The following is a 21,308-nucleotide window of genomic DNA, read 5'->3' as shown; positions in this document are numbered from 1 at the left end:
TGATAGTATGAGTCTATGACCACAGATTCTGCACAGCGTATGACCATCAGTCTTCCGCCGGAAGCCGCCCGCTATCTGGAGGAGTACCAGCAGGCCCACCACCTGAGCAGCCGCAGTGAGGCGGTGTTGAAGGCGGTGCAAGCCCTGCGTGACCAGCAACTGGCCAAGGACTACGCTGCCCTGGCCCGCGAGAATGACCCGGAACGCGTCCGCTTGCTGGAAGGCAACACCGACGGGATGGAACCGGGTGACGGCAGCGAATGGCTGTAAGTCTGTCCAGGCTGTCGTTTCACTCGGTCATCAAAATGGTCTGTTTATGACATCTGCTGTAGACCTGATCCGGCGCGGCGATATCCTGCTGATCGAATTTGGCCCCGCCCGCCGTGCAGAAGCGGATTTTGTCCGCCCCGCCGTGGTGATCACCAACAATGTCGCCAACGCCGGAGCAGACGCGATCACGGTGATTCCGCTGACCAGCAATTTAAGCAGCGTGTACGCCTTTCAACTGCTGCTCCCCACCGAGCGCACCGGACTCAATCAGGACAGCAAGGCACAGACGGAATTGATCGGCTCTGTGGCCCTGACCCGTGTGCGCCAGCGCCTGGGCCATGTTCCCGAAGACCTGATGCGCGAACTGGACAGCAGAATCCGGCTGCATCTGGCGCTATAGCTCCCCAAACCCCCCGCCCCCACCACAGGCGAAAGCCGAAGCGCAGGGCAGAGGCACTACCGAATCAATTACACCTTAAACGGCAGGTCTGGAATCACGGCCCAGCCGCGTTCTGCCGTCAGCACGTCCAGTCCCAGCGCCTCCGCCGTTCCCAGGCAACAGGCGTCGCCCAGGCTCAGGTCATACGGCGATTTGCGGGCGTAATAGAACGCGGCCTTCTCGCGGCAGGCGGCGTCAAAGGGCAACTCCCGAACCACCGAAAGCAGTTTGGTGTATTGCTGTGCAACTTGCCCAGGCGTGAACTCGCCGCGCCCCACCAGTTTGCCTTCTACTTCCGTCAGGGTCACGCTGCTGACCGCGCACCGATACTGGAGCAATGCAGCGCTGACGGCCTCTGTCCCCGGTTCATTGGTCAGAAAGGCCAGAAACACACTGGCATCCAGCAGCACTACCAGCCCTTCCGGGCGGCCTCGGCGCGGCGGTCATCCAGCAGTTCCTGCGTCAAGTCGCGTCCGGCAGCAGCCCCAGTCTTCACCAGGCTCCCCCGGAGTTCATCAATCAACTGACGTTTGCTGGTCAGCCGATACCCCGTTCCGTCTTTGAGGAGGATCAGATCATCGCCTTCCTGCACGCCCAGATCGGCACGCACATCGCCAGGAACAACAACGCGCCCCTGGGCCTGAACTTTCAGATGATAGGCATGGGAAGAAGTCATGCCTGAGAATAGAGGCCAAGGCACGCCATGAACGTAACCCGACCATCCCCAAACCCCCCGCCCGCCCCCACCACGGGCGAAAGCCGAAGCGGACGCGGGAGCTTTAGACCTGTACGAGTGTCAGCGGAATGTATGCAGCATAGCGGGCGAAGTCCCGGTCTTTGGTCAGGATCGGCAGACCCCAGGTAACGCTACAGGCGCAGATCAGATAATCCGTGCTGCTGCCCTGAATGCCGTGGCTGCGGCACAGGTTGAAGAACTCGGCAGCCAATTCGTGTTCGGCCTGCATCGGCGGACGCTCTGGGAAGGCGGCCAGCGCCGCACGCAGGCGATCAAATTGGGCGCGGTCACGGCAACCCTGGAGCGCTTCCTGCCGAATACACCCCAGCATCTGCACGCGGCTTTCCCGGATCAGTTCGGTCAGGAGAGCGGCTTCGGGGGACGGCCCACCGCTACGCTTTCTCAGGCCCTCTGACCAGACATCGGTGTCCACAATGACATTCAAGAGCGTTTGCGCTGGGCGCGCATTTCCTCCTCACTGTCCATATCCAGGGTGCCAAACAGGTCAAGAATTTTGAGTTGCTCGCGGTGCTGGATGTATTCGGTCAGCGCCTCGTTCACCGTTTCGCGTTTGGTGCGCTTGCCGCCCACTTGCAGGGCGCGTTCCAGCAATTGGGGGTCAATCTGAAGATTCGTCGCCATGTCCAGAGTTTACACAGCGGCGTGTGTAGAATTGTCGCTGGGGTGGCGAAGCGGCCTCTAGCCAACCCCCAAACCCCCCACCCGCCCCCACCACGGGCGAAAGCCGAAGCGGGGGCAGATAGTGTTTAAACTTCAAGTTTTTAGCAAGTGTGATTTAGCAGAGTATTTATTTCAGTGTTATCATTTAAAAACACCCATTTTACCGCCTGTCCAATATCACCCCCTCTATGCCGCGAGTAACAACTGTAAAAGCTTCATCTCTATCCGCCCACGTTGAGATCGCCTTTGCATCAGTTGGCAGTGCCTGTAGGTGCATAAATTTACTGTCAGTGAGAAGAGATGTTCTAACGATTATCGGTATCACCACCGACTTGCCGATCCTATGATTTTCTAAAGCTTGATCAACCTCTATATCATAACAATAATCCGAAGCAATGAAATCAGAACTTATTAGAAGCAAAACTATGTCCGACTCCTTTAAATTATTGTCTATTTGATTCTTCCAATCTTGCCCAGCACTAATGCGACGGTCATGCCAAACACTGATCAATCCCCTACGATTCAGAATCTTGATGTGACTTTCTAAATCCTCGCGAAATTTCTCATCTTTATGGGAATATGAAATAAAGATCTTCATTGGCTTGGCAGCAATGGGTTTATCAGGACCTTTTTGGATTTTGGATTTGTTATCAATTAATATACTTGTTGCTTCTTTTGCATCCTTCAACTCAACATTTTCTAGTGCAGATTCTTTTAAAAGAAGTATAGGATTTTTCTTTTCCATATCTAGAATATAGTCTAGTATGTTATCTCTCACAGTAGAAAGGACGTATTCTAAAGCGCTGTCAGGCACTGTTTTCCATACTTGCATCGCCCTGTAATTCTCAAAAAACTGTGAGGCAATGGTTGCTACAAAATCAGGTGGCCAGGGCTGTCGCCAATCATCACCAGTTTTCTCCCTCATCCGTTCAATCTCGTTAATTCCAGCTTCTAGCCATAATTTGGATGCAAAATCCCGAGCGAACTCAGGAAGTCCTAAAGTATGGACCTCCACATTGTTCATTTGCCTACCACCCCACCCAATGAAGTGACCTTTGTTTAGTGCAGCAGAGACACGATATTCAGGATAGTCATCAAGTGGAACGCCGGTGTACCCTTTAATCTCTCTATTCACCCATTCTGCCAGAGAGTCGTCTTCAAGACTTACGGATAAAACCTTTAATTTTCGTAGTATGGAGCTTAGCTTGATGGATTCGTCCAATATGTCTCGTTTAATTTCTGCAAACAGAGTCATGGAGTGACCCACTCCTGCAAACTCCTGACCCCCAACTCCCCCACCCCTTTCGCCCCGGCGATGGCCTTCGCCGTCCATTCGGCGGCTTCCCGCGTACTCACGATGGGAACGCCCCGTTCCAGCGCCGTTCTCAGCAGGCGGCTTTCGGTCACATCAATCAGCAAGTCGGGCAACTTGTCGCCGTCCTGTTCGCGGATCACGCTCAGGCCCGCGCCTTCCAGCGTGGCGGCCACATCGTCCAGCCCGTCGCCCAGCAGCAAGGCCACGCCGCTCAGGGGCAGGTTGTTCTTGGCCCCCAACTGCGCCCGGTAGAACGCCAGATACGGGTCCGCGTCTATGCCCATGCTCTCGCCAGTGCTTTTCATCTCCGGCCCCAGGATGGGCAGCACGCCCGCGAATTTCAGGAAGGGCAGGTGAACTTCCTTCACGGAATACATAGCGGGAACCGGGGTCTCCAGCAGCCCGATCTGTTCCAGCGTGTGGCCCACGGCGATGCGGGCGGCACTCTTGGCAAGCGGGTGGTTCACGGCCTTGCTCACAAACGGGACGGTGCGGCTGGCGCGCGGGTTGGCCTCCAGGATGTACGCCACGTCGTCCTTGACCGCCCACTGCACGTTCATCAGGCCGCGCACACCCAGCGCCAGCGCCAGCCGCTCGGTGTCGGCCTTCACGCGGGCCAGCAGCTCGGCGCTCAGGCTGACCGGAGGCAGCACGCAGGCGCTGTCGCCGCTGTGAATCCCGGCGGCCTCCACATGCTCCATGATCCCGGCCACCACAGCGCGCTGCCCGTCGCACAGCGTATCCACGTCCAGCTCCAGCGCCCCTTCCAGAAACTGATCGAGGAGGATGCTGGGACGCCCTTCCACATGCTCGTAAACTTCATCCAAATAATGAATGAGTTCCGGCATGCTGCGAACCGTCCGCATTGCTCGTCCTCCCAACACATATGAGGGACGCACCATCAATGGAAAGCCCAGTTCGTCAGCGTATTGAATTGCTTGGTCTTTGAGGATGGCGACTTTACCCACAGGTTGCGGCAGGCCCAGGCGTTCGCACAGCGCGTTGAAGCTGGCGCGGTCTTCGGCCTCGTCGATGGCGTCGGGGCTGGTGCCGATGATCGGTGCGCCCGCCGCCTCCAGCCGCCGCGCCAGCTTCAGCGGCGTCTGCCCGCCCAGTTGCACGATCACGCCCACGGGCTTCTCGTGGTCCACGATGTTCATCACGTCTTCAAAGGTCAGCGGCTCAAAATACAGTCGGTCTGCCGTGTCGTAATCGGTGCTGACCGTCTCCGGGTTGGAGTTGATCATGATCGTCTCGTACCCGGCGTCCTGCAAGGCCCAGACCGCGTGAACGGTGGCGTAATCAAACTCCACGCCCTGCCCGATGCGGTTGGGACCGCTGCCCAGGATGACCACCTTGGGCCGGTCCGTGGGCGTGACCTCGTCCTCCCACTCGTAGGTGGAGTAGTGGTACGGCGTGTACGCCTCGAACTCGGCGGCGCAGGTGTCCACCGTCTTGTAGACCGGGGTGGCCTTCGCCTCTTTCCGCAGGGCGCGGACTTCCAGCTCACTCAGGCCCACGATCTCGCCGATGCGGGCGTCGGAAAAGCCCAGCCGCTTGACCTCGCGCCAGTACTCGTACTTCCAGCCCTTGATCGGCCCCAGCTCCAGAATTTCGCCCTCGGCGGCCACGATCTCGCGCAGTTGGCCCAGGAACCACGGGTCAATCTTGGTGGCGTCGAACAGTTGCTCCAGTGTTTCACCGCGCCGCAGCAGCTCGATCACCGCTTCCAATCGGCGCGGATTGGGGTAGAGGAGGCCACGCAGCTCGTCTGGCGACATGGCCGCGAAGACCCCGCGCACGTCGCTTTCCACACTTCGCATGGCCTTTTGCAGCGACTCCTTGAAGGTGCGCCCAATCGCCATGACCTCGCCCACACTGCGCATCTGCGTTCCCAGGTGATCGGAGCTGCCGGGGAATTTCTCAAAGGCAAAACGCGGAATCTTGGTCACCACATAATCAATGCTGGGTTCAAAGGCGGCGGGCGTGACGCGGGTGATGTCGTTTGGCAGTTCGTCCAGCGTGTACCCCACCGCCAGCAGCGCGGCGATTTTGGCAATCGGATACCCGGTGGCCTTGCTCGCCAATGCGCTGCTGCGGCTCACGCGCGGGTTCATCTCGATCACGATCACGCGCCCGTCCACCGGGTTGACCGAGAACTGGATGTTGCTGCCGCCCGTCGCCACGCCGATCTCGCGGATGATGGCGAGGGACATGTCGCGCAACCGCTGGTATTCCACGTCGCTGAGGGTCTGCGCCGGGGCCACGGTGATGCTGTCCCCGGTATGCACGCCCATCGGGTCAAAGTTCTCGATGCTGGTGATGATGATGACCGTGTCGGCGGTGTCGCGCATCACCTCCAGCTCGTATTCCTTCCAGCCCAGGATGCTTTCTTCCAGCAGCACGGATGTTACGGGGCTGTCGCGCAGGCCGCCCTCGGTGATGCTCAGGAATTCCTCGTAGGTGTGCGCGATGCCGCCGCCCGTGCCGCCGAGGGTGAACGAGGGCCGGATGACCACTGGCAGGCCCAGTTCCTTCTGATACTCGGCAGCCTCTTCCATGCTGTGAACCATCTTGCCCTTCGCCGTTTCAATGCCGATTTTCTTCATGGCGGCCTGAAACAGCTCGCGGTCCTCGCCCTTGTTGATGGCCTCCACGCCCGCGCCGATCAGCTCCACGCCGTACTTTTCCAGCGTGCCGCGCTCGTGCAGTTGCATCGCCAGGTTCAGCGCGGTCTGGCCGCCCAGTGTGGGCAGCAGGGCGTCGGGCTTCTCCTTGATGATCACCTTCTCCACAAATTCGGGCGTGAGCGGCTCCAGATACGTCGCGTCGGCCAGATCGGGATCGGTCATGATGGTCGCCGGGTTGCTGTTGACCAGCACCACCCGGTAGCCCTCTTTCTTCAGGGCTTTCAGCGCCTGCGTCCCGGAATAGTCGAACTCGGCAGCCTGCCCGATCTGAATGGGGCCGCTGCCGAGAATTAGGATCGTGTGGAGGTCAGTTCGCTTGGGCATTCCAGAGAAGGAGTATGTCACGCGCGGGGGTGAGGCGGGGAGGGCATGGGTAGGTAAGGGCAGACCTTCTAGTGAATGCCCCACATGATGCCCAGCCGCCGGGGCTGCGGATCGAGGTCATCGGCGGCGTCGTGCCCGCCGAGAGTGTGCAGACGCTCGATGTGGTGGGCCTGCTGCCGCCAGAGACGGTGAGAGCGTCCGGCCACCTTGCTCATGCGTTTGTGGATGGAACCGTTGATGGCCTTGCGGGTGGCCTGAACGACTTGTTGCCGTTGAATTTCCCGGTTGCCTGTGGGGGCATCTCTCAAACCCCTGACCCACCACCCGCCGATGCTGACGCGCCGCCGCGCTTCCCGCCGATCCCAGCGGGCACGTTCATAACTGTGTTTTGCCATGTGTGGTGCGCTCCAGTCGCACTCACAGCCCTGGTCCACCTGTTGTCCTCATGGCTGGAGCATAGGCCCTCTGCCGCAGGAAAGCATCTGTGAAATGGCCCATTTCTTCAACCAAATTCTGACTATACTGGTGTCTACTTTACCGATCAACCCTGTGGAGGCCAACCCATGACCACAACCGCCAGAAAACCGAAACCTACCGCCCCACCTGGCTCGCCCCGCCGTGTGGGAATCAAGGAATTCAAGGACAAGGCCACGCAACTGCTGGCCGCCGACGAGCCGTTTGTGGTGGAGCGGCATGGGAAGGCCATTGGGTACTACACGCCGTTCAAGCGCCCTGACCCTACAGAGATTCGGGAGGCGGCGGATAAGCTTAATGCGACGATGGAACACGCGGCGCGGGCAATGGAAATCTCCGTGGATGAATTGGAAGACATCCTGTTTGCCCCGATGCCCTGATGCTGCTGGTGATTGATACCAATATTCTGGTGGGCGAGTGCCTGCGCAAACGCGGACTCAAACGCCTGGACGATCCACGGCTGGAGCTGCTAATCACAGAACGCGCCGACGGTGAATTCCGCCATGAATTCGCCCGCCGCCTGAAGTTCGTGGCTCAGCGCTCCAACCTCTCGCCAGAGGTTCGGCAGGGCATTGAAACCGATGCGCTGGACCTCTACGCCAGAAAGATTTTCGTGGCCTCAGAAAATCAGTACCAGCATCTGGAAGCCCAGGCCCGTACCCGCATTCCCGATGATGCGGACGATTGGCCCACCTTGGCGCTGGCGCTGGCCTTGAGTGCCGAAATCTGGACGGAGGACCGCGACTTCTTCGGCTGCGGCCTGAGCGTGTGGCGAACCGATGTGCTGTACGGGGTTCTGGACGGAGCAGAGGCGGGTTAGCCTCCACCCCAACTCAGCTCAGTACCCCATCACCGATTTAATCGCCCGCGCCACCCGCACCGCGTTCGGGCGGTACACATCCTCAATGGCTGTAAATGGCGGATATGGCGCGTCGAAGCCCGTCACGCGGATGATCGGGGCGCGGAGAAATTCAATGGCTTCCTCGGCAATCACGGCGCTGATCTCGCTGTGAAAACCGCCCGTGCGCGGCGCTTCCGTGACCACCACGGCGCGGCCCGTCTTCTGGACGCTTGCCAGAATCGTATCGGTGTCCAGCGGCACCAGGGTTCGCAGGTCAATGACCTCCACGCCGATTCCGGCACTCTGGGCAGCGGCGGCGGCTTTCTGGGCCACCTCCACCATGCCGCCGTAGCAGATCACGGTCACGTCATCGCCCTCGGTCACGATTCTGGCCTTGCCCAGCGGAATGCGGTAATCGCCGACTGGTACGTCTTCCTTGACACTGCGGTACAGCTTGATGGCCTCAAAGAAGAATACCGGGTCCGGGTCATGGATAGCCGAGAGCAGCAGGCCCTTGGCGTCGGCGGGCGTGCTGGGAATGACCACCTTGATGCCGGGGGTGTGCGCCAGGATGGCCTCGGGGCTGTCGGCGTGCTGCTCGGGGGTATGCACGCCACCGCCGTAGGGTGCGCGGACCACCATCGGCAGGTGGTAGCGGCTGCGGGTGCGGTGGCGGTAGCGGCCCAGATGCGACAGCACCTGATCCAGCGCCGGGTACAGAAAGCCCGCGAACTGGATTTCCGCCACCGGCTTCAGCCCCGCCAGCCCCATGCCGATGCCCATGCCCACAATCGCGGCCTCGGCCAGCGGGGTGTCGAACACGCGGTCTATGCCGTATTTGGCCTGCAAGCCGTCGGTGGCGCGGAACACGCCGCCCATCACGCCCACGTCCTCGCCGAAGATGTGGACGGTGTCGTCCTGCTCCAGCGCCAGATCCAGGGCGTTGTTGATGGCGGCGATCATGGTCATGGTCTTGGTGTCTGTTTTTGGTGCGGTGGCGGTCATGCGTTGTCCTTGTTCGAGTCCTGCTCGCTCAGAATCTGCTCGCGCTGCCGCCTGAGCTGCGGTGTCGGCTCGGCGAAGACATGGTCCAGAATCTCGGCGGGTTCGGGGTCCGGGTAGCTGTCGGCTTCCTTGAGGGCAGCCTCGAACTCATCGGCCACCTCTTTCAGCAGCGCGGCCTCAGATTCCGCCGTCAGCAGGCCCTCGCTCATCAGGTGGGTCTGGAGCCTCAGCACCGGGTCTTTGGCGTCCCAGCCCTCGTTGTCGGCGTCGGTGCGGTAGCGGCTGGGATCGTCAGCGACGGTGTGCGGCTTGACGCGGTAGGTCACGGTTTCAATCAGCGTCGGCCCCTCTCCCCTGCGCGCCCGTTCCACCGCCTCGCGCGTGACGTGGTACGTCGCCAGCACGTCGTTGCCGTCCACGCGCACGCCGGGGATGCCGTAGCCGTCGGCGCGTTTGGACAGATTGGTGGCCTTGGTCTGCGAACGCGTCGGCACGCTGATGGCCCAGCCGTTGTTCTGGAGGATAAACACGCACGGAGCTTCCAGCGCCCCGGCGAAGTTCAGCGCCTCGTGGAAGTCGCCCTCGCTGCTGCCGCCGTCGCCGATGTAGGCCATCGCCACGTTCTTCGTTCCTTTGCGCTTCTCGGCCAGCGCCGCCCCCACCGCATGCGGGTACTGGGTGGCAATCGGGATGTAGAAGGGCAGCACCTTCAGGTTCTCGGGCATGGCCCAGCCGTGCGGAGAGGTCCGCCAGTACGCCAGCGCCCGCGCAATCGGCAGGCCCAGCGTCAGGGCCGCCCCGGTATCGCGGTAGGTGGGAAACAGCCAGTCGTCGGCGGTCAGGGCGGCAGCGGTGCCCACCTGACTGGCCTCCATCCCCCCGAAGGGCGGAAACACGCCCAGGCGGCCCTGGCGGTACAGCACCCAGCCGCGCTCGTCAAAGTGCCGCGCCCGGCGCATCTCGCGGTACAGGCGCAGGCGGGTCTCGGGGTCCGGGAGTTCGCCCGCACCCGTGCTGGTGCCGTCTGGCGCGATCAGTTGGAACATGTCCCCCGCCTGCTCGTAGGCGGCGGCAGCGGCGTCAAAAGCGGCGTCGGTGGGATTGGGTTCAGTTTTGGGCCTGGGCTTGGATTTGGAACGGGTCATACAGCCTCCGGTAGAGCGTGGGAACGAAGGGGAAATGCCGCCCGGATACCCACAGGCGGCGGACACGCCAGCAGTCAGGGCGCGCGGCGCTGGTTGAGCAGGCGGCTGAGCTTGTGGGCTGTGGGCTTGGCAGGCGAATGCATCGGCAGAAAGCTCCAGTGGGGACGGGTCAGTGTGCGCCCAGCCTAGCAGATGACCCCGGCGGCACCGAATGCTCCAGCGCCCGGCAAGACAAAAAAAGAGACCCCGCAGAGCCTCCTCTTTCTATTCCAGATTGTCGGTGCGATCAGTCGCGTTCCAGTTTGATCTCCACACCGTTGCCCTTGCGCTTGACCTGCAATTCGGCCTCGTCGTTGCCCCGGCGGTACTCGCTCTCGATCTCGTTGTTCTTGATCTTCAGCTTGGTCTGCGTGTAGCCCTCGGCCTTCAGGCGCGCGGCATAGCTGTCGTGCAGGGCGCGCAGGTCAGAGGGGGCGCTGACCACGGTCTGCCACTTGCGGGCGTTGCCCCAGGGATTGCCGGGCTGCGTGGGCAGGGCGGGAACCGCCGCACCTGTGCGGGCCACCACCTGATAGAACGCCGTGGCGCTGTCCCAGGTGTTCTGCGGCACTGGGGTGACCACGATGCTCAGCGCCTGCGCCAGCCCCTGCTGCCCCTTGACGTTCACGTCGGCGAAGCTGTTCTGGCCGCTCTTGAAGGTGGCGATCTGGTCCAGATTCAGCTCGGTCTTGCTTGCCAGCGCCAGCACCTTGTTCAGGCCGTAGGGGGCGGCGATGTCGAAGGTGAAGGGATCGCCCGCTGCTGGAAACACCTTGACTGCGCCCGCCTTCAGAAAGTTCGCGCCGCCCTGATAACGGTTGGGCAGAATCAGGTCCACCTGACCGTTGGGATCGACATTGAACAGGTACACGTAGGCGTCCTGAGACACGCTGGCGTACAGGCGAATGCGCTCGCCGGGGGCGTAGGACGGCGTGCGCGTGCCGCTGCTGTCGCGGTCTGTCCAGACCTTGACATCCACCGTGGTCTGCACCGGGTTGACGATGATGCTCTGCGCGCTGATCTTGGGCGCGGCCAGGGCGGGTCCACTGAGGCCAGCCGCCAGCGCAACGCTGAGGCCGAGAGCGATCTTGGCCAGTGATGACTTAGACAGTGCTGATTTGGCAAGCGCTGACTTAGACAGGGCTGATTTGATGGGCGAGGGGAAAGTTTTCATGCCCAGAGTGTGGGACGGGGTGATGATCCGAGACTGACCTGCGCGGTCATCTGGCGCACACCATGTTGCGGCGGGCAAAAGAAGGCGGGGCCAGCCAGGAAATGCTTCCCGACTGACCCCATTTTTGGGACTGTGTTTAGTTGCCTTTAGTGGCGTTCTGCGCGTCGTCCTTCAGGTCTTTGGCTTTCGCCTGCGCGTCCTGCTTCAGATCGGCAGCGGTGTCCTTCGCGCCGTCCAGAGCCTTTTCCCCGGCACGCTGCAACTCGCCGCCCGCACGTTTCGCGGCGTCTACCGGGCTTTTGCCGTCCATTACATCGGACGCAGCGTCCTTCACGGCGTCGCCCGCGCGGGTCAGGTTGCCCTTGATACCAGGGTCCACCCTGCCCAGCAGCCCGTCGATCTGATCGCGAATGCCCGCATTGCTGCGGTAGAGGGCGTAGGCTCCGCCCGCCAGCAGCACCAGCGTCCAGGGGAAGCCGCCGCCAGACTTGCGTTGCTTGCGGAGTTTCTTCAAATCCTGGCGAATGTCCCTGAGTTCGTTCTGCTGCTCGGCCAGCAGCGCCGTCATCTTCTTCTGACCCTTGACGAACGCCTTGCTGGCCTCTATCGCCGCCTTGCCCTCCAGACGGTGGGCGGAGTCCTGCACGCTGTCCTTGACATCCTCGATCACACTTTGAATGCTTGCCATGATGGTCCTCCTGTAAAAAACTCTTCTGTAAACAAAAACGGGAATTGGTCCGCTTTCACGGCCTCGCCCCTCAGTGGCGTGAGGGCAGTGGCGTGAGAGCAGTGTCGTGAATGGGGCGGCCCCGTTGCTGAAAAGCAGCTTGGCTTTCCGCTGACGCGCGCTTGAGCAAAGCTCCATGAATGGGCGCGGCAGGTCCGGGGGCAGGAGGCGGTCACGCGGCCCCCGCAGACATGCGCTGGAGATTGACCTAATTCACGTCGGCGACGTCGGCCAGCAGTTCGGCCAGTTGTTCCTTGGCGCGGAAGACCCGACTCTTGGCCGTGCCCACCGCCACACCCTGAATGCGGGCGATGTCCTCGTAGGGCATGTCCTCCACGAAGCGCAGCACCACGGCCTCGCGGTAATCGTCGGGCAGCTTCAGCAAAGCGCGCTGCACGCGGTCTTGGGCGTCGGCACTCTCGGCGGCCCGCACCGGGGAACGCGCTTCAGAGGTGACCTCGAAACCGATGTCCTCGCGCGCCTGCTCCAGGCTGAAGCGTTGCAGTTGCTTGCGGCGGTGGGACTCGATCTGGGTGTTGCGCGCCACCTGATACAGCCACGGCAGCACCCGCTCGCCGGGCCGGAAGGTGCGGATGCTGCGCCACGCCCGGTAAAACACTTCCTGGGTCAGGTCCAGGGCGTCCTCGGGGTTGCCCTCCAGACGGTACAGGTAACCGTACATGCGGCCCTCGTACTCCTGCACGAAGGCGTACCACGCGGCCTCGTCGCCCGCCGTCAGCCGGGAGAGCAACTCCAGCGAAACGACATCAGGGGCGGGGACAGGTGGGGCGGCAGGATCGGGCGGCGAGGTCACGTCCTGCCTACCATACCGTCCCGCCGCGCTGGGAGGGCAGAGGGAACAGGTCCCCGCCCACCTCTCCCCTTTTGTGCATAACATCCCGGCCATGCGCGCTGACAGGCGGCCCTGATAGGCTTTGCATCAGGCCATCCACTATGACTACCTCTTCTACCGTCGCCCCAACTTCCACCGATCCCGGCTTTCTCGACGCCCTGCGCCCGCTGCTGCCCGAGCTGAGCGTGGGCGCGCTGCTGGGCTTTGCCACCGCGCTGGCCGTAAAAGCCGTGGGGCGTTTTGTGCTGATCATCGTGGGGCTGCTGTTCATTGCGCTGCAACTGCTGTCGTATTTCGACATCGTGACCATCAACTGGCTGCACCTGCAATCGGTGGCCGAACCCGCCCTGAAACAGGGCAGCGAACAGGGGGCCGCGTGGTTTCAGCGCGTGCTGCTGGCAAATCTGCCCTTCGCTGGGGCCTTCACGGCAGGCTTTTTGCTGGGTCTGCGAATACGGATCTAGAAGGCGGGCAGTCAGCTTCGGCGCTCACTCTTCCACGGCTGGCTCCACACGCACCCCGGCGTAAATCTCGGCCAGGGACAGGGCCACATTCACGCACGGCAGGGTCAGGGTGTCCTGAACGGTTTCCTGCGTCCAGCCGCCGCCGGGTAAGCGGCGATACAGTTCCGCCGCCTGCGCCTCGCTGTCCACCAGCAAATAGCCCTGAAGGCTGGGCAAACTCAGGTAGTCCTGCGCCTTGAAGGTCATGTCCACCTGCCGGGTGGAGCGGCTGAGGATTTCGACGATCAGACAGGGACGGGTTTCGGCGTGGGTTTCTGTGTTGTCCTCATCGCAAACCACCACCAGATCGGGGTAGTAATAGCGCAGGCCACCAGCACGCCTCAGCTTGACTTTCATGTCACTGGCATAGACCCAGCATGGGCCGCCTTCAGTGGCATTCAACAGCACCCGTAAAATATTGCTCGCCACACGGCCATGCGTGCGGCTGGCCCCGGCCTGCGCGTACACGAAGCCGTCCACGTACTCGCGCCGCACCGGGCTGAGTTCCTCGGACGCCAGATAATCCTGTTCGGTCAGCAGGCGCAGGGCGGGGTCAGACATGGAACCAGTTTAAGGCGAGCGGCCCCCCGAAGACTCAAGCCCTAGCGCCGGTCCCGGTACCGCCTGATCAGCGTGTTGGTGCTGCTGTCATGCGCCAACTGTGGCTCCGCGCCTGCCTTCAGCTCCGGCACGATCTTCCCGGCCAGCACCTTGCCCAGCTCCACACCCCACTGGTCAAAGGAATTGATGTTCCACACGGCCCCCTGCACGAAGACCTTGTGTTCGTACAGGGCGATCAGGGCACCCAGCGTGCGCGGTGTGAGCCTGTCGGCCAGCAGGGTATTGGTGGGCCGGTTGCCGTCGAAGACGCGGTGCGGGGCCAGCGCCGGGTCCACGCCCTCGGCCAGCACGGCGTCCAGCGACTTGCCGAAGGCCAGCGCCTCGGTCTGCGCGAAGACGTTCGCCATCAGCAGATCGTGGTGGGGCGGGCCGTCCGGCGTAGGCAGCGGATTCAGGGTCTGGCAGAAGCCGATGAAATCGCAGGGAATCAGCTTGGTCCCCTGGTGGATAAGCTGGTAAAAGGCGTGCTGGCCGTTGGTGCCCGGCTGCCCCCAGATCACCTGCCCAGTCTGGTAGTCCACCGCCTGTCCGTCCAGGGTGATGTGCTTGCCATTGCTCTCCATGTCCAGTTGTTGCAGGTAGGCCGGGAAGAATTGCAGGTACTGGTCATACGGCAGCACGGCGTGGGACTGTGCATCGAAGAAATTGTTGTACCAGACGCCCAGCATGCCCATCAGCACCGGGAGGTTCTTCTCCAGCGGCGCGGTGCGGAAGTGTTCATCCATCTCGTGGAATCCGGCCAGCAGTTCGGTGAAGCCGTCCGGGCCGATGGCGAGCATCAGGCTCAGGCCGATGGCGCTGTCCATGCTGTAGCGCCCGCCCACCCAGTCCCAGAAGCCGAACATGTTGGCGGTGTCGATGCCGAACTTCTGCACGGCGTCGGCGTTGGTGGACACGGCGACAAAATGGCGGGCGACGGCTGCCTCATCGTTCAGCGCCGCCAGCAACCACGCACGGGCCGAGGACGCGTTGGCCATCGTCTCCTGCGTGGTGAAGGTTTTGGAACTGACGATGAACAGCGTTTCGGCGGGGTCCAGATCGCGGGTCTTTTCCACCAGATCGGTGCCGTCCACGTTGGATACGAAGCGCACGGTCAGGTCACGCTGGGCGTAATGCTTGAGCGCCTCGTAGGCCATGACTGGCCCCAGATCGCTGCCGCCGATGCCGATGTTGACGATGTTTTTAATCGGCTTGCCCGTGAAGCCCGCCCACTGCCCGGCCCGCAGCGCATCAGCAAATTTCGCCATGCGGTCCAGCACCTCATGCACGTCCGGGACAACATTCTGGCCGTCCACCATCACGGTTGCGCCGCGTGGCTGGCGCAGGGCGGTGTGCAGGACGGCGCGGTTCTCGGTGACGTTGATGCGCTGGCCCGCAAACATGGCGTCGCGTTTGACCTCCACTCCGGTTTCATGGGCGAGCGCCAGCAGCAGCTTCAACGTCTCGTCTGTCACACGGTTCTTGCTGTAATCCAGATAAAGGCCCGCGCCCTCGGCATTCAGGCGTTCGCCGCGCCGGTCATCGCCTGCAAACAGGTCGGCCAGCAGGGTGTCTTTCATCATCCGGTAGTGGCTGGTTAAAGCCGTCCAGGCGGGCATTTCGGTCAGGCGGGTGGACATGGGAAACCTCCGTGGGCAGGGGTGTGGGGCGGCAGAAACAGGGCGGTCTGGAACAGTCCACCGGAGCATAGCGCCCACCCCCGGGCCGGGGCATAGGGCGTTCAGACACCTGAACTCGGCCCCAATCCGGCGCGGACCCCCCCGCTCCCTAAACGGCCCGGCCCCGACCTGCCGCCGCCCACGCGTCAGAGCGCTGTGCCAGGGCGTTTTCTAGACTCGGGCCATGATCAGGTCCTTCGATTCAGGCAGACGGTGGAACCTCCAGAAAAGCACCGTGCTGGGCAGTCCTGAACTGCACGAGTTTCGCCCCCCCCCGCTACAGTCCCAGACCACTCCCCTCCAGGCCACCCCGCCCCTTCAGTTCTGCCCCGAAAGCCTGAGCCGCGCCCTGCTGGCCGAGGAAAACCGCCAGACCCTCAAACTGGTGGGCCGCCTGCGCTGGGCCACCCAGGCCACCAGGAATTGAGCCGGACGCAGGGCCGGACGCTGGCAACCTTTCCCCCCCCCGCCGCGTAACAGGCGGCAGAGGGGGACTTTGCTGTGGGCATCTATCTGATCTGCTTGATCGTGGGCGGCGTGCTGTTCGGGCTGTCGTTGCTGGGCGGGCATGATGTTGGTGGGCATGACCTCACCGCAGATCATCCCGGCTCGGGAGACATCGCCTCGTGGTTCAGCCTGCGGGCGCTGGTCAGCTTTGCCACGTTTTTTGGGCTGGCCGGGGTGCTGGGCGGGCTGATCGGGGCGTCCGTGACGGTGCAGTTCGTGATGGCGCTGGTCAGCGGACTGGCGGTGGGCGGCTTCACGGCGTACCTGTTCCGGCTGGCCCGCACACGCGGCGAGGTCAGCGGCGGCATGGGACGGCTGGCGGGGCGCACGGGCGAGGTGCTGATCTCGCCCGCGCCGGGGCGTCCGGGCCGGGTGGCCGTGACCATTTCCGGGCAGGTCACGCAACTGGCGGCCCACAGCGACGACGCCCTGCATCCCGGCGACGCGGTCATCGTGATCGGTCAGCAGGGCGGCGTGCTGGACGTGAAGCTGTGGGACGGGGCGTGAGGCGTTCGGGACTCTAGCCTGAGCGCTGATTCCGGCGTTACCCTGAAGCATGACCACAACCGAATCCAGCTCCACACCCGAAACCGTGACCGAGCCATCCATGACCGAGCTGCGCCGCCGTCTGGGTCAGGTGTCCGATCTGGGCGCGGCGGAGGCGCTGATGTCCTGGGAGCAGGAAACCAGCATGCCCGACGAGGCCGCCCGCGTGCGGGGCCTGCAACTGTCCACCCTGGCGGGCCTGACCCACGCGATGTTCACGGACGACAAAACCGGAGAGCTGCTGGACGCCGCCGCGCCGCAGGACGACACCGATCAGGCCATCGTGCGCGTGGCGCGGCGTGATTTCGAGAAGGCCACCAAGTTGCCCACCGAGTTCGTGGAGGAGCGGACCCGCGCCCAGAACGAGGCCCACCACGCCTGGATCGCGGCACGGAAGGGAAGTGATTTCGCCACCTTCGCCCCGCACCTGACCCGAATGATGGAGCTGGCCCGCCGCGAGGCCGATCTGCGCGGCTACGACGAACACCCCTACGACGCGCTGCTGGACAATTACGAGCCGGGAATGCGGGCGGGGGCGGTCAAGACCATCTTCGCGGACCTGCGGGACCGGACCCTGCCGCTGCTCAGGCGCATCGCGGCGGCAGAGGACGCGGCGGATTACGGCGTGCTGACGCGGCCCTTCCCCGCCGAGGCGCAGAAAGCCTTCGCGTGGAAAATTGCGGGCGAGGCGTTCGGACTGAACAGCTCCTTTGCCCGCCAGGACGAGAGCGCGCACCCGTTCATGACCAATTTCAGCCGCTCGGACCTGCGGATCACGACGCGGGTGGAGCCGTACTGGCCCGCCTGCCTGTTCGGAACGTGGCACGAGACCGGGCACGCCATGTACGAGCGCGGCGTCTCCGGGCGCTGGGAGCGGACCCCGGTGTCGGGCGGCGCGAGTCTGGGCGTGCATGAAAGCCAGTCACGGCTGTTCGAGAACCTGCTGGGCCGCAGCCTGCCGTTCTGGGAACGCTACTTCCCGCAGTTTCAGGCTGCCGCCCCCGAAGTTACCGCCGGACTGGACGCGCAAACCCTGTACCGCGCCGTCAACCGCGTCAATCCCAGCATGATCCGGGTGGAGGCCGACGAGGTGACGTACAACTTCCACATCATGCTGCGCTTTGAATTGGAACTGGCGCTGCTGGAAGGAACTTTGAAGGTCTCGGAACTGCCCGAGGCGTGGAACGCCAAGATGCAGGAGTACCTTGGGCTGACGCCGCAGGGCGACGCGCAGGGCGTGTTGCAGGACGTGCATTGGTCCGCCGGGCTGATCGGCTACTTTCCCACCTACGCGCTGGGCAACCTGCTGAGCGTGCAACTGCTGGAGGCGGCGCAGGCGGACGCGGGGGTTGCACAGGGCATCCAGAACGCCGAATACGCGCCGCTGCTGGCGTGGCTGACCGAGAATGTTCACCAATTCGGGCGCAGCCTGACGCCCACGCAGATCACCGAACAGGCCACCGGACGCCCGCTGAGCGCCGATCCGTATGTGGCGTATCTGCACAAAAAGTACGGCGAGATTTACGGGCTGGACGGGGCGGAAAGCTAAACACGAAACAGAGGAACGGCCCGGAACCTAATGTCCGGGCCGTTTTCCCTCTTCCTTTCAGACCGCCTGTTTGCGCTCCGCCTGCGTGATCAGGTAAGCGCGGGCCGCGCCCAGCCAGCTCTGGGCCAGCGCCGTGTTGGGGTGGCCGCGTTCGCGCAGGGCGTGGGTGCCGAGGCACAACTGACGCTCCACACGGCGCACGGCCAGCAGGCCGCCGTCGTTTTCCACTTCGATCAGGGTGTTTAAAACGGTGGTGGGGTGAACGTACCCCACGCGGATGCTCTCGGCAATCGTGTCCAGTGCGCGCATAACTGTGGACTCCTTCCAGCCTGAGGGGGCCGCGAGGGGGAAGAGATAGGAAAATCGACTTTGGAGAAAACCTTCTGCTGATTACGACTATAGCAGAGCGGCGGACGGCTGTGCAAGAACTCTGCCCCCCGTATTCTGTATTGACCGTAGTGGAGAACGGTGTTACACTCCAACCAAGGCTGCCCGATTCTGCCCACAGGCAAACGCCCCCACTCGGGGCCGCGCCCGCAGAAAAAGAGCAGTCCCAGGCGGCACGCCGAATCTGTTTTCCCGCGTTCAGCACGCGAATAAAGCAGAGCCAGTGAGGCCAAGCCGCAGCCAAGGAGGTGACACATGAAATTGCACGAAAGACTCCGCGAACTCCGTAGCGAACGCGGGCTGCGGCTCAAAGACGTCGCCGAGACTGCCGGGATCAGCGTCCCGTACCTCAGCGATCTGGAACGTGGCCGCACCAACCCCAGCCTGGAAACCCTGCAAACCCTGGCGGCGTCCTACGCCATCACGGTTCATGATCTGCTGGAGGGCGTCGAATTTTACGGCGCGTCCACCGAGGGGTCCATGCCCAAGGGACTGGCCGATCTGGTGGCCGATCCCACGCTGGGGCCGCAGATCACGCCCGACTGGGTGCAGACGCTGTCGCGCATCGAACTGCGTGGCAAACGCCCGCGCGACAAGGGCGACTGGTACGAGATTTACCTGCACCTCAAGCGCATCCTGAATTAAGGTTGAGCGAGAATAGAAAGGCCGGAGACGTGGTTCTCTGGCCTTTCTTCTTTTTGGTTCACGGCCAATGGGGAAACCAATGGCAAGCACCCACAGATGCGCCCGCCACCACAGGCGAAAGCCCAGGCAAGAGCGTGGGCAAGAAGCAACCGTGAATCCCACTGCACGGATTCCTTCTGAGAGTATTATCATTCTCTCGGAGGGAATCATGACTGGAGAGATGCGGGTGGAGCTGGCAGGGTTATTACGGCGGTACAAGATCACGCAAAAGCAACTGGCGCAGGCGGCCCGCATGCGCCCGGCCACCGTCAACGCCCTGTACAACGCCCGCGTGGAGCGGGTGGAACTCAGCACCCTCGTCGATCTGGTGATCGGTCTGCGGCGGCTGGGCGTGCAGGCGGATGTGGGCGACATCCTTCAGGTGGTAGATGTCCCGGACGCCGCCGAGGCGGCAGCCCGCGAACGCGCGCTCAGGTTGCTGGGCGGTGAACCGTGGGGGCTGAAGGTTCAGGGGGCCGCCGTACTGGCCCCGGTCAGCGGCCCGCCGATTGAAGACGTGTTGCACGAACACCGGGGGCCGGAGCTTTGACGCTGCTGTACCTGGACACCTCGGCCCTGGCCCGGCTGTACACCGATGAACCTGGGCATGAGGACGTTCGTGTGGCCCAGGCCCAGGCCAGTGGGGACATTACCCACGCCATCACCTACGTTGAACTGCATTCGGCACTGGCGGGCCGCAGACAGCGCAAGGCCATCAGCGAACGGGCGTACCGCGCGGCCCTGCAAGACATCGGGCGCGATTGGCCGACGATCCGGCACGTCGCCGTGGACGAACAACTGCTCCAGGACGCCGCCCACCTGGCCACCGCCCACACCCTGCGCGCCTATGACGCCGTGCATCTGGCCGCCGCCCAGGCCATTGCGCCCCTGGGATTGCAGTTCATGACCTTTGACCTGAAATTGCGCGAGGTGGCTGAAGAGGTATTGGCGGGGATGGTCTGGCAGCCCTGAGCCGCGTGCTGCGCCGCTTGGGTCACGTTCCCGAAGACCTGATGTGCGAGTTGAATGGCAGGATTCGGCTGCATCTGGGGTTGTAAGTCCAGCCGCCCCAGCCAACAATACAAGCGGAAGCCGGAGTAGATTCTAGATTCTATAAATGATAGTAAGCTTATTATGTTAATGTATGAATTACAATATGTTGATTGGCACATTTATAATCTTTAAAGCTAAAAGATTATTTCTTACGAAAATTTGTGAGAAATCCTTCCGCCTTAGAGAGAAATGAGATAGTTGTACTTACAGCGCGATTTGCAATATTATTTGCCATATCATCAATATTCTCTCGATTTTTACCACCAATTTTATTTCGATTTATCAGCACATCTCTATTTAAATAGTTTGATAACTGCTCTATTGTATCGATTTTTAGATTAATATAGTTAGTCCGCTCTAACGAGTGAAGTCGCTCCATCTCAGATAAGAGCGCGTTTTTAAAAATTATATTTGTATCACTGAAATCGATATTTTCGGGAAAAATAGCTCCTGGATCAATAATATTTACTTTCTTTATTTTAAAATGCTCTTCTAAGTAGCTAATCACGCCTTCCTTTAACGCTGCTGCCGAATTCTCATCAAAATTGTTTAGTAAATTTAGACATATAATATTTTTATAAAAGTCTATTACATCCCTATTATTTCTCGCAAGCAAAGCAGCTAATGTATTGAGAGCGCCAGCCATTTCCCAATTATCAATTTCTTCCCTGTTAATGAAGTACCCTCTAATACTTGAGGCTAATACTTCGCTAGATTGATTTTTTCTTTTTAAAATGAAGCGACTGACCTTATAAAACTCAAATGAGCTTTTAATATCTTCAATTTCAAAAAGCTTGACAAATTCTGCATCTATGAAATTGATGAAAATAAATAAATCACCATTGAGAGATATTCCATCACCCACTCTATTAAAGAGCCTATTGGACAAATCTTTTAGGAAATTTCGTATATCTACCGTGTTTAATTCTTTCAGAATATATTGTCTAATTTCTTCTTCTGCATCATCAAAATTTCTTACAGAAATATATACTAATGCGAGTTGTCTATATCCATTAGGATCGCCCATTTTAATAGCTTCTAGGGCATATTCTCTAGCAACACGATAAGAGTGTGGAATCTCAGATTT

General features: G+C 61.2%; 27 protein-coding genes. 11 read left to right on the top strand and 16 right to left on the bottom strand.

Annotation, left to right across the window (positions count from 1 at the left end; genetic code table 11):
* The first annotated feature begins 15 nt into the window (after nucleotides 1-15).
* Together BOO71_RS04970 and BOO71_RS04965 are read left to right on the top strand one after the other, a co-directional pair.
* Nucleotides 16-270, top strand: coding sequence for a ribbon-helix-helix domain-containing protein (locus BOO71_RS04970; RefSeq protein WP_075830860.1), 255 nt, complete (start codon nucleotides 16-18; stop codon nucleotides 268-270).
* A gap of 46 nt (nucleotides 271-316) precedes the next feature.
* Complete coding sequence (locus BOO71_RS04965; protein WP_075830859.1) at nucleotides 317-670, top strand: type II toxin-antitoxin system PemK/MazF family toxin; 354 nt, start codon at nucleotides 317-319, stop codon at nucleotides 668-670.
* Nucleotides 671-738: 68 nt separating this feature from the next.
* On the opposite strand, the gene BOO71_RS04960 is transcribed toward BOO71_RS04965, so the two are convergent.
* The 7 genes from BOO71_RS04960 to BOO71_RS04930 all read right to left on the bottom strand — a co-directional run bounded on the left by BOO71_RS04960 (nucleotide 739) and on the right by BOO71_RS04930 (nucleotide 6,850).
* A complete protein-coding gene (locus BOO71_RS04960; RefSeq protein ID WP_254843024.1) occupies nucleotides 739-1,119 on the bottom strand; it encodes a PIN domain-containing protein in 381 nt (126 codons plus the stop codon).
* On the bottom strand, nucleotides 1,119-1,385 hold the full coding sequence (locus tag BOO71_RS04955) for an AbrB/MazE/SpoVT family DNA-binding domain-containing protein (RefSeq protein ID WP_075830857.1): 267 nt from the start codon (nucleotides 1,383-1,385) through the stop codon (nucleotides 1,119-1,121). The genes BOO71_RS04960 and BOO71_RS04955 overlap by 1 nt, the downstream gene beginning before the upstream one ends.
* A gap of 103 nt (nucleotides 1,386-1,488) precedes the next feature.
* On the bottom strand, nucleotides 1,489-1,878 hold the full coding sequence (locus BOO71_RS04950) for a PIN domain-containing protein (protein WP_217694847.1): 390 nt from the start codon (nucleotides 1,876-1,878) through the stop codon (nucleotides 1,489-1,491).
* Nucleotides 1,879-1,886: 8 nt separating this feature from the next.
* Nucleotides 1,887-2,087, bottom strand: coding sequence for a type II toxin-antitoxin system VapB family antitoxin (locus tag BOO71_RS04945; RefSeq protein WP_075830855.1), 201 nt, complete (start codon nucleotides 2,085-2,087; stop codon nucleotides 1,887-1,889).
* A 199-nt stretch (nucleotides 2,088-2,286) separates the two neighbouring features.
* The gene (locus BOO71_RS26275) at nucleotides 2,287-3,381 is read right to left on the bottom strand and encodes an AbiTii domain-containing protein (RefSeq protein WP_175607368.1); all 1,095 of its coding nucleotides are present in this window, start codon (nucleotides 3,379-3,381) and stop codon (nucleotides 2,287-2,289) included.
* Nucleotides 3,378-6,455: a carbamoyl-phosphate synthase large subunit gene (gene carB, locus BOO71_RS04935; RefSeq protein ID WP_075830853.1), complete on the bottom strand. Its 3,078-nt coding sequence runs from the start codon at nucleotides 6,453-6,455 to the stop codon at nucleotides 3,378-3,380. The genes BOO71_RS26275 and carB overlap by 4 nt, the downstream gene beginning before the upstream one ends.
* 68 nt (nucleotides 6,456-6,523) lie before the next feature.
* On the bottom strand, nucleotides 6,524-6,850 hold the full coding sequence (locus BOO71_RS04930) for a hypothetical protein (RefSeq protein WP_075830852.1): 327 nt from the start codon (nucleotides 6,848-6,850) through the stop codon (nucleotides 6,524-6,526).
* A gap of 168 nt (nucleotides 6,851-7,018) precedes the next feature.
* On the opposite strand from BOO71_RS04930, the gene BOO71_RS04925 reads away from it, so the two are divergent.
* Both BOO71_RS04925 and BOO71_RS04920 read left to right on the top strand, forming a co-directional pair.
* The gene (locus tag BOO71_RS04925; protein ID WP_075830851.1) at nucleotides 7,019-7,309 is read left to right on the top strand and encodes a hypothetical protein; all 291 of its coding nucleotides are present in this window, start codon (nucleotides 7,019-7,021) and stop codon (nucleotides 7,307-7,309) included.
* Entirely contained in the window at nucleotides 7,309-7,749 is a 441-nt protein-coding gene (locus BOO71_RS04920) for a PIN domain-containing protein (RefSeq protein WP_075830850.1), read from the top strand. The genes BOO71_RS04925 and BOO71_RS04920 overlap by 1 nt, the downstream gene beginning before the upstream one ends.
* A gap of 18 nt (nucleotides 7,750-7,767) precedes the next feature.
* Here BOO71_RS04920 and BOO71_RS04915 read toward each other — a convergent pair whose 3' ends face one another.
* The 5 genes from BOO71_RS04915 to BOO71_RS04895 all read right to left on the bottom strand — a co-directional run bounded on the left by BOO71_RS04915 (nucleotide 7,768) and on the right by BOO71_RS04895 (nucleotide 12,674).
* Nucleotides 7,768-8,775, bottom strand: a complete 1,008-nt coding sequence (locus BOO71_RS04915) for an alpha-ketoacid dehydrogenase subunit beta (protein ID WP_075830849.1) — start codon at nucleotides 8,773-8,775, stop codon at nucleotides 7,768-7,770.
* Complete coding sequence (gene pdhA, locus BOO71_RS04910; protein ID WP_075830848.1) at nucleotides 8,772-9,920, bottom strand: pyruvate dehydrogenase (acetyl-transferring) E1 component subunit alpha; 1,149 nt, start codon at nucleotides 9,918-9,920, stop codon at nucleotides 8,772-8,774. Before pdhA ends, BOO71_RS04915 begins: the two co-directional genes overlap by 4 nt.
* A 286-nt stretch (nucleotides 9,921-10,206) precedes the next feature.
* A complete protein-coding gene (locus tag BOO71_RS04905) occupies nucleotides 10,207-11,133 on the bottom strand; it encodes a DUF4384 domain-containing protein (protein WP_083653012.1) in 927 nt (308 codons plus the stop codon).
* Nucleotides 11,134-11,269: 136 nt separating this feature from the next.
* Nucleotides 11,270-11,821 carry a hypothetical protein gene (locus BOO71_RS04900; RefSeq protein WP_075830847.1) on the bottom strand — a complete coding sequence of 184 codons (552 nt, stop codon included), beginning with the start codon at nucleotides 11,819-11,821 and terminating at the stop codon, nucleotides 11,270-11,272.
* A 247-nt stretch (nucleotides 11,822-12,068) separates the two neighbouring features.
* On the bottom strand, nucleotides 12,069-12,674 hold the full coding sequence (locus tag BOO71_RS04895) for an RNA polymerase sigma factor (protein ID WP_075830846.1): 606 nt from the start codon (nucleotides 12,672-12,674) through the stop codon (nucleotides 12,069-12,071).
* 140 nt (nucleotides 12,675-12,814) lie between these two features.
* On the opposite strand from BOO71_RS04895, the gene BOO71_RS04890 reads away from it, so the two are divergent.
* A complete protein-coding gene (locus BOO71_RS04890; RefSeq protein ID WP_075830845.1) occupies nucleotides 12,815-13,177 on the top strand; it encodes an FUN14 domain-containing protein in 363 nt (120 codons plus the stop codon).
* Between the two features lie 24 nt (nucleotides 13,178-13,201).
* Here BOO71_RS04890 and BOO71_RS04885 read toward each other — a convergent pair whose 3' ends face one another.
* A complete protein-coding gene (locus BOO71_RS04885) occupies nucleotides 13,202-13,777 on the bottom strand; it encodes a Uma2 family endonuclease (RefSeq protein WP_075830844.1) in 576 nt (191 codons plus the stop codon).
* A 41-nt stretch (nucleotides 13,778-13,818) separates the two neighbouring features.
* Nucleotides 13,819-15,456 carry a glucose-6-phosphate isomerase gene (gene pgi / locus BOO71_RS04880; RefSeq protein ID WP_075830843.1) on the bottom strand — a complete coding sequence of 546 codons (1,638 nt, stop codon included), beginning with the start codon at nucleotides 15,454-15,456 and terminating at the stop codon, nucleotides 13,819-13,821.
* 223 nt (nucleotides 15,457-15,679) lie between these two features.
* Between pgi and BOO71_RS04875 the strand changes: the two genes are divergently transcribed.
* The 3 genes from BOO71_RS04875 to BOO71_RS04865 all read left to right on the top strand — a co-directional run bounded on the left by BOO71_RS04875 (nucleotide 15,680) and on the right by BOO71_RS04865 (nucleotide 18,097).
* Nucleotides 15,680-15,922 carry a hypothetical protein gene (locus BOO71_RS04875; protein ID WP_139322754.1) on the top strand — a complete coding sequence of 81 codons (243 nt, stop codon included), beginning with the start codon at nucleotides 15,680-15,682 and terminating at the stop codon, nucleotides 15,920-15,922.
* 74 nt (nucleotides 15,923-15,996) lie between these two features.
* Nucleotides 15,997-16,509 (top strand): NfeD family protein, encoded by a 513-nt coding sequence (locus tag BOO71_RS04870; RefSeq protein ID WP_075830841.1) that lies wholly within the window; start codon nucleotides 15,997-15,999, stop codon nucleotides 16,507-16,509.
* Nucleotides 16,510-16,558: 49 nt separating this feature from the next.
* Complete coding sequence (locus BOO71_RS04865) at nucleotides 16,559-18,097, top strand: carboxypeptidase M32 (RefSeq protein ID WP_075830840.1); 1,539 nt, start codon at nucleotides 16,559-16,561, stop codon at nucleotides 18,095-18,097.
* A 57-nt stretch (nucleotides 18,098-18,154) separates the two neighbouring features.
* Here BOO71_RS04865 and BOO71_RS04860 read toward each other — a convergent pair whose 3' ends face one another.
* Nucleotides 18,155-18,406, bottom strand: coding sequence for a hypothetical protein (locus tag BOO71_RS04860; RefSeq protein ID WP_075830839.1), 252 nt, complete (start codon nucleotides 18,404-18,406; stop codon nucleotides 18,155-18,157).
* A gap of 333 nt (nucleotides 18,407-18,739) precedes the next feature.
* Here BOO71_RS04860 and BOO71_RS04855 point away from each other — a divergent pair, with 333 nt between their 5' ends.
* The 3 genes from BOO71_RS04855 (at nucleotide 18,740) to BOO71_RS04845 (ending at nucleotide 20,140) form a co-directional block, all read left to right on the top strand.
* The gene (locus tag BOO71_RS04855) at nucleotides 18,740-19,129 is read left to right on the top strand and encodes a helix-turn-helix domain-containing protein (protein ID WP_029477988.1); all 390 of its coding nucleotides are present in this window, start codon (nucleotides 18,740-18,742) and stop codon (nucleotides 19,127-19,129) included.
* A gap of 208 nt (nucleotides 19,130-19,337) precedes the next feature.
* Nucleotides 19,338-19,718 (top strand): helix-turn-helix domain-containing protein, encoded by a 381-nt coding sequence (locus tag BOO71_RS04850; protein WP_075830838.1) that lies wholly within the window; start codon nucleotides 19,338-19,340, stop codon nucleotides 19,716-19,718.
* Nucleotides 19,715-20,140, top strand: a complete 426-nt coding sequence (locus BOO71_RS04845; RefSeq protein ID WP_075830837.1) for a type II toxin-antitoxin system VapC family toxin — start codon at nucleotides 19,715-19,717, stop codon at nucleotides 20,138-20,140. The genes BOO71_RS04850 and BOO71_RS04845 overlap by 4 nt, the downstream gene beginning before the upstream one ends.
* Nucleotides 20,141-20,363: 223 nt before the next feature.
* Here the strand turns inward: BOO71_RS04845 and BOO71_RS27640 are convergent.
* On the bottom strand, nucleotides 20,364-21,308 hold a 945-nt coding region (locus tag BOO71_RS27640), incomplete at its 5' end, for a hypothetical protein (protein ID WP_175607367.1).

Origin of the sequence: Deinococcus marmoris (assembly GCF_001949125.1) — a bacterium.
Lineage (GTDB): Bacteria > Deinococcota > Deinococci > Deinococcales > Deinococcaceae > Deinococcus > Deinococcus marmoris_A.
Note: the sequence above shows the minus strand (reverse complement) of the source record. Positions and strands in the feature narration are given on the sequence as shown.